A 12,462-nucleotide genomic window follows, 5' to 3' on the forward strand; every position below is an offset into this window, starting at 1 on the left:
CAGGGCGATGCGCCTTACCCTGCGCACCACGAGACTCGAGCACGCTCAGCACACAGAGAGTTAACCCGCATGCCCACCCGTTCCAAGATCATCTATACCTTCACCGACGAAGCCCCTGCCCTCGCCACCTACTCGCTGCTGCCGATCATCGAAGCGTTCACCGCTTCGGCTGACATCGCTGTCGAAACTCGCGACATCTCCCTGGCTGGCCGTATCCTTGCCGCCTTCCCGGAGCAACTGGGCGCAGAGAAGCAAGTAGGCGATCACCTGGCGGAACTGGGCCAGCTGGCTACCACCCCCGAAGCCAACATCATCAAGCTGCCGAACATCAGCGCCTCGGTACCGCAGCTCAAAGCCGCGATCAAGGAGCTGCAAGGCAAGGGCTACAACATCCCTGACTACGCCGACGAGCCGGCCACCGAGCAAGAGAAAGAATCCCGCGCCCGCTACGACCGCATCAAAGGTTCGGCCGTGAACCCGGTCCTGCGTGAAGGCAACTCCGACCGCCGCGCACCGCTGTCGGTCAAGAACTACGCGCGCAAGCACCCGCACAAGATGGGCGCCTGGGCCGCCGACTCCAAGTCGCACGTCGCCCACATGACCCAAGGCGACTTCTACGGCAGCGAAAAGGCTGCATTGATCGAAGCTGACGACAGCGTACGTATCGAACTGGTCGGCAAAGACGGCAGCACCACCGTGCTGAAGGAAAAGACCGCGGTCAAGGCTGCCGAAGTCATCGACTGCGCAACCATGAGCCGCAAGGCCCTGAAGGCCTTCATCGCCGAGCAGATCGCCGACGCCAAGGCCACCGGCGTGCTGCTGTCGGTACACCTGAAAGCCACCATGATGAAGGTCTCCGACCCGATCATGTTCGGCGTCATCGTCGAAGAGTTCTACAACGACGTGCTGGCCAAGCACGCCGCCGCCCTGGCCGAAGTGGGCTTCAACGCCAACAACGGCATCGGCGACCTGTACGCCCGCATCAAGGACCTGCCAGCTGACAAGCAGGCCGAGATCGAAGCCGATATCCAGGCCCTGTACGCCCAGCGCCCGGCCCTGGCCATGGTCAACTCCGACAAGGGCATCACCAATCTGCACGTACCGAGCGACGTGATCGTCGACGCCTCGATGCCGGCCATGATCCGTGACTCGGGCAAGATGTGGAACACCGCTGGCGAGCTGCAAGACGCCAAGGCAGTGATCCCGGACCGTTGCTACGCCGGCATCTACCAGGCCACCATCGAAGACTGCAAGGCCAACGGCGCCTTCGACCCTACCACCATGGGCAGCGTGCCGAACGTTGGCCTGATGGCGCAGAAAGCCGAAGAGTACGGTTCCCACGACAAGACCTTCCAGGTCAAGGCCGACGGCGTGGTTCGCGTGGTCGACAGCAAGGGCAACGTGGTTCTGGAGCAGAACGTCGAGGCCGGTGACATCTTCCGCATGTGCCAGACCAAGGACGCGCCGATCCAGGACTGGGTCAAGCTGGCCGTCAACCGTGCCCGCCTGAGCAACACCCCAGCGGTGTTCTGGCTGGACCCGGCCCGTGCCCACGACGGCGTGATGATCGAGAAGGTGCAAAAGTACCTGAAGGATCACGACACCACCGGCCTGGACATTCGTGTCATGGCCCCGGTCGACGCCATCAAGTTCTCCCTGGCCCGCATTCGCGAAGGCAAGGACACCATCTCGGTTACCGGTAACGTACTGCGCGACTACCTGACCGACCTGTTCCCGATCATGGAACTGGGCACCAGCGCCAAGATGCTGTCGATCGTGCCGCTGATGAGTGGTGGCGGCCTGTTCGAAACCGGCGCCGGCGGCTCGGCCCCCAAGCACGTGCAGCAGCTGGTCGAAGAGAACTTCCTGCGTTGGGACTCGCTGGGTGAATTCCTGGCCCTGGCCGCTTCCCTGGAGCACCTGGGCAACACCTACGACAACCCGCGCGCCAAGGTTCTGGCCAGCACCCTGGACCAGGCAACCGGCAAGTTCCTCGACACCAACAAGTCGCCATCGCGCAAAGTCGGCGGTATCGACAACCGCGGCAGCCACTTCTACCTGACCCTGTACTGGGCCCAGGCCCTGGCTGCACAGAGCGACGACGCCGCCCTGCAGGCACGCTTCGCCCCACTGGCCAAGACCCTGACCGAGAACGAGGAGACCATCGTCGCCGAGCTCAACGCCGTTCAGGGCAAGCCAGCCGATATCGGTGGCTACTACGCCCCGGATGCCGAGCTGACCGCCAAGGTGATGCGCCCAAGCCAGACCCTGAACAGCGCCATCGCCGCCCTGTAAGGTCCGCTTGACGTAACAGCACAAACCCCGGCCACGCACCGGGGTTTGTGCTTTTTCAGCTGTAAGTTTCAAGCTACAAGCTACAAGCTACAAGTCGAAGCGGTACGCGGATTGCTTCAACTTGCTACTTGCCACTTGCCACTTGCCACTTGCCACTTGCCACTTGCCACTTGCCACTTGCCACTTGCCACTTGCCACTTGCCACTTGCTACTTGCTACTTGCTACTTGCTACTTGCTACTTGCTACTTAGGGAGAGAATCGACCGTGTCATGGCAACCCCACATCACCGTCGCCACCATCGTCGAGCAGGACGGCAAATTCCTGTTCGTCGAAGAATTCAAAGCCGACCGGCACGTCTTCAACCAGCCCGCCGGGCACCTGGAAGCCAACGAGACCCTGCCCCAGGCCGCCCTGCGCGAAACCCTGGAAGAAACCGCCTGGGAAGTCGAGCTCACCGGCGTGGTCGGCATCTACCTGTACACTGCGCCCAGCAACGGCGTGACCTACCAGCGCATCTGCTTTGCCGCCCGCCCCGTGCGCCACCATGCCGACCTGGCCCTGGACAGCGACATCGTCCGCGCTGTCTGGCTGACCCGCGAAGAGCTGCTGGCCGACCCCACCCGCTGGCGCAGCGAGCTGGTGCCGCGCTGCCTGGACGACTACCTTGCAGGCCCGCTGCACAGCCTTGCGCTGCTGCGCGACTGACGTAGCGCCGCGGCTTTGATAGAATCGGCGTTTTCCCCCCTTGATACACACCGGTACCCATGACCAGCCCAGCACTCAAAGACCCCGCCAAGACCCGCGTCATCGTCGGCATGTCCGGCGGCGTGGACTCTTCCGTCTCCGCCCTTCTGCTCATCGAGCAGGGCTACCAGGTGGAAGGGCTGTTCATGAAGAACTGGGAAGAAGACGACGGCACCGAATACTGCACCGCCCGTGAAGACCTGGCCGACGCCCAGGCCGTGTGCGACCGCATCGGTATCAAGCTGCACACCGCCAACTTCGCCGCCGAGTACTGGGACAACGTGTTCGAGCACTTCCTCGAAGAGTACAAGGCCGGCCGTACGCCCAACCCGGACATCCTCTGCAACCGCGAAATCAAGTTCAAGGCGTTCCTCGACTATGCCCTGTCGCTGGGTGCAGACCTGATTGCCACCGGCCACTATGTACGCCGCCGCGACACCGGCGCCGTTACCGAACTGCTCAAAGGCCTGGACCCGAACAAGGACCAGAGCTATTTCCTGCACGCCGTTGGCGGCAAGGAAATCGCCCGCACGCTGTTCCCGGTGGGCGAACTGGAAAAACCCGAGGTCCGCGCCATTGCCGAAAAACACGGCCTGGCCACTGCCAAGAAAAAGGACTCCACCGGCATCTGCTTCATTGGTGAACGCCGCTTCAGCGACTTCCTCAAGCAGTACCTGCCCGCCCAGCCAGGTAATATCGAAACCACCGAAGGCGAGGTGATCGGCCGCCACCATGGCCTGATGTACCACACCATCGGCCAGCGCCAGGGCCTGGGTATCGGCGGCCTGAAGGACGCCGGTGACGAGCCCTGGTACGTGCTGCACAAAGACCTGACCCGCAACGTGCTGGTGGTCGGCCAGGGCAACGAACACCCATGGTTGTTCTCCCGCGCCCTGCTCGCGTCGGAAATCTTCTGGGTCAACCCGGTAGACCTGAGCAGCCCGCGCCAGCTCACCGCCAAGGTACGCTACCGGCAGAGCGACCAGCGCTGCACCCTGGCGCTGACCGACGGCGGCTACCGCGCCGTGTTCGACGAGCCCCAGCGCGCCGTGACGCCGGGCCAGTCGGTGGTGTTCTATGATGGCGAGGTGTGCCTGGGTGGCGGCGTGATCGAGGCGGCCGAGCCGTGGAGCCCGCGGGCATGAGCACACTGCGCGAGCAATTGATTGCCCTGGGCGGCGTCTTCCAGGCAGCCGTGCTGGTTGACCGCATCGCCCGCACCGGCCAGGCCAGCGAGGCCAACATCGGCTGCATGCTGGGCAGCTTGCTGGTACGCGACCCCAAAGACACCCTGGAAGTGTTCGGCGGCGACGACCTGAACCTGCGCGATGGCTATCGCGCGCTGGTCGGCGCCCTGGAGCGCGACCCCAGCAGCCTGCAGCGCGAGCCCCTGCGCTACGCCCTGTCGATGCTGGGCCTGGAGCGCCAGTTGAACAAGCGTGGCGACCTGCTCGACACCATCGGCAACCGCCTGCCACAAATCCAGTCGCAGGCCGATCATTTCGGCCTGGTTCACGAAAATGTCATCGCTTCCAGCGGAGCCTTGTACCAGGACACCTTGAGCACCCTGCGCCAGCGCATCCAGGTACACGGCGACATGCGCTTCCTGCAGCAGGCCAGCAACGCCTCGAAAATCCGCGCCCTGCTGCTCGCCGGCATTCGCGCCGCGCGCCTGTGGCGCCAGCTGGGCGGGCACCGCTGGCAACTGGTGTTCAGCCGGCGCAAACTGTTGAACGAGCTGTACGACATGATGCGAGGGTAAGCTGCAAGCTCTAAGCTACAAGCAGCAAGCAGAAGCAGCACGTCGGCTTTTACTTGCTACTTGCAGCTTGAAGCTCGCCGCCTGCCTTTTTCATGTATGATACGCGCCCTTCCAAAAGCCTGACTGTCCGAGAACACCCCATGCAGCTTTCTTCGCTCACTGCGGTTTCCCCTGTAGACGGCCGTTACGCCGGCAAAACCCAGGCCTTGCGCCCCATCTTCAGCGAATTCGGCCTGATCCGTTTCCGCGCCCTGGTCGAAGTGCGCTGGTTGCAGCGCCTGGCCGCCCACCCGCAAATTGGCGAAGTGCCGGCGTTCTCCGCCGAGGCCAACGCACTGCTGGACACCCTTGCCAGCGATTTCAAGCTTGAGCACGCCGAGCGCGTCAAGGAAATCGAGCGCACCACCAACCACGACGTCAAGGCGATCGAATACCTGCTCAAGGAGCAGGCCGCCCAGTTGCCTGAGTTGGCCAAGGTCAGCGAGTTCATCCACTTCGCCTGCACCAGCGAGGACATCAACAACCTGTCCCACGCCCTGATGCTGCGCGCTGGCCGTGACGACGTGCTGCTGCCGCTGATGCGCCAGATCGCCGAGGCCATTCGTACCCTGGCCCACGCCCACGCCGACGTGCCGATGCTGTCGCGCACCCACGGCCAGCCGGCTTCGCCGACCACCCTGGGCAAGGAACTGGCCAACGTCGTGTACCGCCTGGAGCGCCAGATCGCCCAGGTTGCCGCCGTACCGCTGCTGGGCAAGATCAACGGCGCCGTGGGCAACTACAACGCCCACCTGTCGGCCTACTCGCAGATCGACTGGGAGGCCAACGCCCGCGCCTTCATCGAAGACGAGCTGGGCTTGCAGTTCAACCCGTACACCACCCAGATCGAGCCGCACGACTACATCGCCGAACTGTTCGACGCCATCGCCCGCTTCAACACCATCCTGATCGACTTCGACCGTGACGTATGGGGTTACATTTCGCTGGGCTACTTCAAGCAGAAGACCGTGGCCGGCGAAATCGGCTCTTCGACCATGCCGCACAAGGTCAACCCGATCGACTTTGAAAACTCCGAAGGCAACCTGGGTATCGCCAACGCCCTGTTCCAGCACCTGGCCAGCAAACTGCCAATCTCGCGCTGGCAGCGTGACCTGACCGACTCGACCGTGCTGCGCAACCTGGGCGTGGGCTTCGCCCACAGCGTCATTGCCTACGAAGCCAGCCTCAAAGGCATCGGCAAGCTGGAAGTGAACGAAGCCCGCATCGCCGCCGACCTGGACGCCTGCTGGGAAGTGCTGGCCGAACCGATCCAGACCGTGATGCGCCGCTTCAACATCGAAAACCCCTACGAAAAGCTCAAAGAGCTGACCCGTGGCAAGGGCATCACCCCACAAGCGCTGCTGACCTTCATCGACGGCCTGGACATGCCAGCCGAAGCCAAGGCCGAGCTCAAGCTGCTGACCCCTGCTACCTACATCGGTAACGCGGCAGCCCAGGCCAAACGCGTCTAAGCAGACCGCCGCATACAACGCCCGGCCTGGCCGGGCGTTTTTATTCCCGTACGAAAATTACGTTTTTTCAATAGGTTGAACATGAATCCTGATACTCCACTGCAGCTGCTCGGCGGCATCTCGGCCCGCGAATTCATGCGCGACTACTGGCAGAAAAAGCCGCTGCTGGTGCGCCAGGCCTTCCCGGACTTCATCAGCCCAATCGACCCCGACGAGCTGGCTGGCCTGGCCCTGGAGGAAGAAGTCGAGTCGCGTATCGTGCTGGAGCATGGCGCCCACCCGTGGGAACTGCGCCGTGGCCCGTTCACCGAAGAGACCTTCGCCGAGCTGCCGGAAAAAGACTGGACCCTGCTGGTACAGGCCGTCGACCAGTTCGTTCCGGAAGTCGCCGAGCTGCTGGAGAACTTCCGCTTCCTGCCCAGCTGGCGCATCGATGATGTGATGATCAGCTTCGCTGCCCCTGGTGGCAGCGTTGGCCCGCACTTCGATAACTACGACGTGTTCCTGTTGCAGGGCCACGGCCAGCGCAACTGGAAGGTCGGCCAGATGTGCAGCAGCGACAGTGCGCTGCTGGAGCATGCCGACCTGCGTATCCTGGCCGAGTTCGAGCAGGGCGAAGAATGGACCCTGGAGCCAGGTGACATGCTGTACCTGCCACCACGCCTGGCCCACTACGGCGTTGCCGTGGACGAGTGCCTGACCTACTCGGTTGGCTTCCGTGCCCCTAGCGCCGCCGAAGTACTCACCCACTTCACCGACTTCCTCGGCCAGTTCCTGCCCGACGAAGAACGCTACAGCGACGCCGACGCCCAGCCTGCCAGCGACCCGCACCAGATCCAGCATGACGCCCTCGACCGCCTCAAGGCGCTGCTCGACAAGCACATGAACGACAAAGACCTGCTGCTGACCTGGTTTGGCCAGTTCATGACCGAACCGCGCTACCCGGAACAGATCGTCGGTGAAGAGCTGAGCGAAGAGGAGCTGGTCGATGCGCTGGAGCAAGGCGCCATCCTGATCCGCAACCCGAGTGCCCGCCTGGCCTGGTCGGAATTCGAAGACGACCTGCTGCTGTTCGCCAGCGGCCGCAGCTGCCCACTGCCTGGCAAGCTGCGCGAGCTGCTGAAACTGGTGTGCGCGGCCGACGCACTGCACATCGACAACCTCGGCGAATGGCTGCAGGATGAAGATGGCCTTATGCTGGTACAGCAACTGGTGAAACAAGGAAGCCTGGGATTCGCCAATGAATAAGATTCGTGTGCGCCTCGCCGACTGGCACAAGGACAACGCCGACATCCGCCGTATCCGTGAAGCGGTGTTCATCGCCGAACAGCACGTGCCGCCGGAGCTGGAATGGGACTCGGAAGATCCGACCGCCGTGCACTTCCTGGCCCTGGAAGGGGACTATCCGATCGGCACCGCCCGCCTGCTGCCCGATGGCACCATCGGCCGGGTCTCGGTATTGAAGGACTGGCGTGGGCTGAAGGTGGGTGACGCACTGATGAATGCGGTGATCGTCGAAGCGCAGAACCGTGACCTGAAGCAGCAGATGCTCAGCGCCCAGGTCCACGCCACGCCGTTCTACGAGCGGCTGGGCTTCCGCGTAGTCAGCGAAGAGTTCCTCGAAGCCGGCATCCCGCACGTAGACATGGTGCGCGACTCGCGCCCCTGACCCATAGCTTTTACCGGCCTCTTCGCGGGAAACCCGCGAAGAGGCCGGTAAAGGCAGGTGACATGCTCACTCACAAAAAGCTGTACATCCATCCAGATAAAACTTGCCTCCGCGCCCCTGCTTGCGCATCCTAGTGCTCATCATTCCTCGATGAAGCGTTCCCGGCCATGCGCCTGTTCCTCTGCGAAAAACCCTCCCAGGCAAAAGACATCGCCAAAGTGCTCGGCGCCACCCGCAAGGGCGACGGCTGCTGGCAAGGCACCAACGTCTGCGTAACTTGGTGCATCGGCCACCTGCTGGAAACCGCCCCGCCCGACAGCTACGACGAACGCTACAAGCGCTGGAACCTGGCCGACCTGCCGATCATTCCAGACAAATGGAAGATGCTGGTCAAACCCAAGACCGCCAGCCAGTTCAAGGCGGTCAAGCGCCTGCTTGGCGAAGCGCGCGAGCTGGTAATTGCCACCGACGCCGACCGTGAAGGGGAAATGATCGCCCGCGAACTGGTCGAACATTGTCGCTACCGTGGCCCGGTGCAGCGCCTGTGGCTGTCGGCGCTGGACGACGCCTCCATCCGCAAGGCCCTGGCGCGCCTGCTGCCCGGCCACGAAACCTTCAACCTGTACCACTCGGCGCTGGGCCGTTCCCGCGCCGACTGGCTGATCGGCATGAACATGAGCCGGCTATTTACCCTGCTGGGCCGGCAATCCGGCTACCAGGGCGTGCTGCCCGTGGGCCGGGTGCAAACGCCCACCCTGCGCCTGGTGGTTGACCGCGACCGCAGCATCGCGAACTTCGTGCCGGTGCCGTTCTGGGCTATCGACGTGCAACTGGAACACGCCGGCCAGGGTTTCAACGCGCAATGGCGGGCGCCGGAAGACGCCTGTGACGACCAGGGGCGCTGCCTGAACCAGGCACTGGCGCAACGAGCGGCTGCCGATATCGGCCAGGCCGCCACCGCAACGGCCATGAAGGTGGCCACCGAGCGTGTGCGCGAAGCAGCACCATTGCCCTTCGATCTCGGTACCCTGCAAGAGCTGTGCTCGAAAAAATTCGGCCTCGGCGCCCAGGAAACCCTCGACATCGCCCAGGCGCTGTACGAAACCCACAAGCTGATCACCTACCCGCGCAGCGACTGTGGCTATCTGCCGCAAAGCCAGCACGCCGAGGCAGCAGCCATCCTCGCCGCGCTGCAACGGGCCGATGCCAGCCTGGCGCCCCTGCAGCCCTACCTCGAGCCGCAACGCCGCTCGCGGGCCTGGAACGACGCCAAGGTCAGTGCCCACCACGGCATCATCCCCACTGCCGCTGCCAGCGACCCGGCGCGCCTGCCAGCCAAGTACAAGGCGGTGTACACCCTGATCCGCGCCCGCTACCTGGCGCAGTTCCTGCCCAACCACGAGTTCGACCGCACCCAGGCCGACTTCGACTGCGCGGGCCATGCCCTGCGCGCGGTGGGCAAGCAGATCGTCGAGCCCGGCTGGCGCCGCGCCCTGCCCGAAGCCCTGACCCCGGGCAAAGGCCGCGAGGCGCCCCCCGCCCAGGTGCTGCCAGCATTACGCGAAGGCCAGGACTGCAGCGTGCAAGGCCTGCAACTCAAAGACCTGTGGACCCAGCCACCCAAGCCCTTCACCGAAGGCGACCTGATCAAGGCAATGAAGAACGTCGCCAAGCTGGTGGACGACCCGCGGCTGAAACAAAAGCTCAAGGAAACCACCGGCATCGGCACCGAGGCCACTCGGGCGAGCATCATCCAGGGGCTGCTAGACCGCGGCTACCTGGTGAAGAACGGCAAGGCATTGTCGGCCACGCCTGCCGCGTTCAGCCTGATCGACGCCGTGCCCCGTGCCATCGCGGACCCAGGCACGACGGCCATCTGGGAACAGGCCCTGGACATGGTGCAGAGTGGCGAGATGAGCCTGGAAGACTTCGTCGCCCGGCAGTCGGCATGGATGGGCAAGTTGGTGGAGCGTTGCCAGGGTATGCGCATGACCATCAGCGGGCCGGCAGCCGGGGCGGCGCCGCCGTGGAAGAAGAAGCGGCGTAGCGGTGCTGGAAAAAGCAAACCGACTGGGAGCAAGCCGGCGGCTGGCAAGCCGCGTCAGCCTCGGAGGAAGGCGGCAACCTGACACTTGTGCATTGCAAGTACCGGCCTCTTCGCGGCTTAAGCAGCTCTCACCTGTGGAAGCGGGTTCAATCGCGAAGAGGCGAGTACGGTCACTGCAAATCACCCATCAGGTACCGCTTTTCAACCGGCTGAACGCCCGGGTGAGCTCGCGGTTGAATGCCTTGCCATTGTCATTCTTGCTATACAACCGCGCCCTCACCTCAGCCGGTGGGTAGATTCCCGGGGCATTGCGAATATCTGCATCCACCAGGCCATCAGCCGCGGTGATCGCATTGGCGTAGTGAATGGTATCGGTAATCGGCGCGATCACTTCCGGGCGCATCAGGTAGTCCATCAGCTTCCAGGCCGCCTCGGGATGCGGCGCATCCTTGGGCACCACCAGCGCATCGAGCCAGATCAACGTGCCTTCCTGCGGAATGCTGTAATCCAGCACGAACGCCTTGCCCGCCTGCTGCGCCTGCCCTTGGGCGATAGCCACATTGCCGTTCCACGACATCGCCACGCAGGTTTCGCCATTGGCCAGGTCGTTGATGTTGCGATCGTTGTCGAAGTAACGAATGTACGGGCGGACCTTGCGCAACTGCGCTTCTGCCGCCTTCAGATCTTCAAGGCGCTGCTGGTTGATGTCCAGGCCCATGTAGCGCATCACCGCGGCGAACACTTCATTGGGGTCGTTGAGCAGGCTTACCCCGCAGTCGGCGAATTTCGCCACCACTTGCGGGTCGAACAGCATAGCCCAACTGCCCAGCGGTGCGTCGGCCATGCGCATGGTCACGGCCTGCTGCTGGTAACCCACGCCGGTGGTGCCCCAGGCATAGGTCCCGGCGTAGCGGTTGCCTGGGTCGAACACAGCCATGTGCTGGCGAAATTCCTCGCCGATACCCGCCAGGTGCGGCAACTTGGCTTTGTCCAGCGGCTCCAAGGCGCCGCTGGCGATCGCGCGGCTCAGGTGCTGGCCGGCACTGAGCACAACATCGTACCCGCTACCCCCGGTCAGCAGCTTGGTCTCAGCGGTTTCCAGCGAGTCGAAATGGTCGGCGACCACCCGGATGCCGGTTTCCTTCTCGAAATTGCGCAGGGTATCCGGGGCGAGGTATTCGCCCCAGATATACAGATTGACGCTGGGCTGTTGTGCGTCGGCCGCCAGGGCCACCGATGCCGTGCAGCCCAGGGCGACCGCAGCCGCCAGCGTGGTCAGTTTCATCAGCGGCGGCCTCCGGCGTATTGCGGCATGGTGATGCAGGCGACGTTGCCGCCACCGAGCAGGATTTCGCGGGAGTTGTCGATGCCGATGATGCGGTGCTCGGGGAACAGTTCGGCAAGGGTCGCCTGGGCGACGCTGTCGTTGCGGTCACCGAACAACGGCACGACGATAGCCGAGTTGCCGGCGTAGTAGTTGATGTACGACGCGCAGATGCGGGTCCCGGCCTCGCGCAGGTGAGTCCCTTCGACCTGGTCCAGGCCTGCCGCCTCCTCGGCAGTCCACTGCAATACATCGGGCTGGGGCAGCTTGTGCACCTTCAGCTCTCGACCGCGGGCATCGCGGGTGCTGCGCAGGATGTCGTAGGCCTCCTGATAGATCTCCCACTGCGGGTCATCGCGGTTATCGGTCCACTGCAGCACCACTTCGCCTGGGCGCACGAAGCACGCCAGGTCGTCGACATGGCCATCGGTCTCGTCGAACTTGCAGCCACGGGGCAACCAGATCACCTGGTCCGCGCCCAGGTAATCCTCCAGGCGGCGGGTGACCTCGGCTTTGCCCAGGTGCGCGTTGCGATTACGGTTGAGCAGGCACTGCTCGGTGGTCAACAGGCTGCCCTGGCCGTCACTCTGAATACCGCCAAGCTCGGCGATCAATGGGGCGCGGTAACGGTCCAGGCCTTCGATTTCGAGCATTTTCTGGGCGATCTGGTCGTCCTTGTCCCACGGGTAGTAGAGGCCACCGTCGAGCCCACCGTAGGCGTTGAACTCGAAGTCGACGCCGCGCACCTCACCGCTGCTGTCGTTGACCATGAAGCAAGCACCGCTGTCGCGAAACCAGGTGTCGTTGCAGGTCATTTCCACCACCCGCACCTGCGGCGGCAGCATGCGCCGGGCGTTGGCGTACTGGGCAGCAGAGGCGCAGACCGTGACGGGCTCACTGGACGCGATTGCGCTGACGATATCGACCCAGACTTTCTGCGCAGGCTTGGCACCATTGCGCCATACGTCCGGGCGCTCGGGCCAACCGAGCCAGCATCGCGCCTTGCGCTCGAATTCGCCAGGCAAGCGGAAACCATCGGCTTTGGGGGTGGTGGTGAGCGAACGTGCCATGGATCAACCTCGTGTCGGTGAGCGATGACTACACGCTAC

Annotated in this window: 10 protein-coding genes; 8 read left to right on the forward strand and 2 right to left on the reverse strand. The window is 63.6% G+C overall.

Features of this window, described 5'->3' with window-relative positions; genetic code table 11:
* The first annotated feature begins 69 nt into the window (after positions 1–69).
* The 8 genes from QME24_RS06210 to QME24_RS06245 all read left to right on the forward strand — a co-directional run bounded on the left by QME24_RS06210 (position 70) and on the right by QME24_RS06245 (position 10,111).
* Positions 70–2,295: an NADP-dependent isocitrate dehydrogenase gene (locus QME24_RS06210; RefSeq protein ID WP_054904218.1), complete on the forward strand. Its 2,226-nt coding sequence runs from the start codon at positions 70–72 to the stop codon at positions 2,293–2,295.
* 265 nt (positions 2,296–2,560) lie between these two features.
* Positions 2,561–3,001 carry an NUDIX hydrolase gene (locus tag QME24_RS06215; protein WP_054904219.1) on the forward strand — a complete coding sequence of 147 codons (441 nt, stop codon included), beginning with the start codon at positions 2,561–2,563 and terminating at the stop codon, positions 2,999–3,001.
* A gap of 59 nt (positions 3,002–3,060) precedes the next feature.
* Complete coding sequence (gene mnmA / locus QME24_RS06220; RefSeq protein ID WP_029887826.1) at positions 3,061–4,185, forward strand: tRNA 2-thiouridine(34) synthase MnmA; 1,125 nt, start codon at positions 3,061–3,063, stop codon at positions 4,183–4,185.
* Positions 4,182–4,802 (forward strand): high frequency lysogenization protein HflD, encoded by a 621-nt coding sequence (gene hflD / locus QME24_RS06225; protein WP_029887825.1) that lies wholly within the window; start codon positions 4,182–4,184, stop codon positions 4,800–4,802. Before mnmA ends, hflD begins: the two co-directional genes overlap by 4 nt.
* 140 nt (positions 4,803–4,942) lie before the next feature.
* Positions 4,943–6,313: an adenylosuccinate lyase gene (gene purB / locus QME24_RS06230; RefSeq protein WP_154211427.1), complete on the forward strand. Its 1,371-nt coding sequence runs from the start codon at positions 4,943–4,945 to the stop codon at positions 6,311–6,313.
* A gap of 81 nt (positions 6,314–6,394) precedes the next feature.
* Positions 6,395–7,561, forward strand: coding sequence for a cupin domain-containing protein (locus tag QME24_RS06235; protein WP_009683125.1), 1,167 nt, complete (start codon positions 6,395–6,397; stop codon positions 7,559–7,561).
* Positions 7,554–7,982, forward strand: a complete 429-nt coding sequence (locus QME24_RS06240; RefSeq protein WP_009683126.1) for a GNAT family N-acetyltransferase — start codon at positions 7,554–7,556, stop codon at positions 7,980–7,982. The genes QME24_RS06235 and QME24_RS06240 overlap by 8 nt, the downstream gene beginning before the upstream one ends.
* A gap of 167 nt (positions 7,983–8,149) precedes the next feature.
* Entirely contained in the window at positions 8,150–10,111 is a 1,962-nt protein-coding gene (locus QME24_RS06245) for a DNA topoisomerase III (protein ID WP_054904222.1), read from the forward strand.
* A 105-nt stretch (positions 10,112–10,216) separates the two neighbouring features.
* On the opposite strand, the gene QME24_RS06250 is transcribed toward QME24_RS06245, so the two are convergent.
* Both QME24_RS06250 and aguA read right to left on the reverse strand, forming a co-directional pair.
* Positions 10,217–11,314, reverse strand: a complete 1,098-nt coding sequence (locus QME24_RS06250; protein WP_054904223.1) for an extracellular solute-binding protein — start codon at positions 11,312–11,314, stop codon at positions 10,217–10,219.
* Positions 11,314–12,423, reverse strand: a complete 1,110-nt coding sequence (aguA, locus tag QME24_RS06255; protein WP_054904224.1) for an agmatine deiminase — start codon at positions 12,421–12,423, stop codon at positions 11,314–11,316. Before aguA ends, QME24_RS06250 begins: the two co-directional genes overlap by 1 nt.
* Positions 12,424–12,462 lie beyond the last annotated feature (39 nt).

Source organism: Pseudomonas sp. PARCl1, assembly GCF_947311875.1.
GTDB lineage: Bacteria > Pseudomonadota > Gammaproteobacteria > Pseudomonadales > Pseudomonadaceae > Aquipseudomonas > Aquipseudomonas juntendi.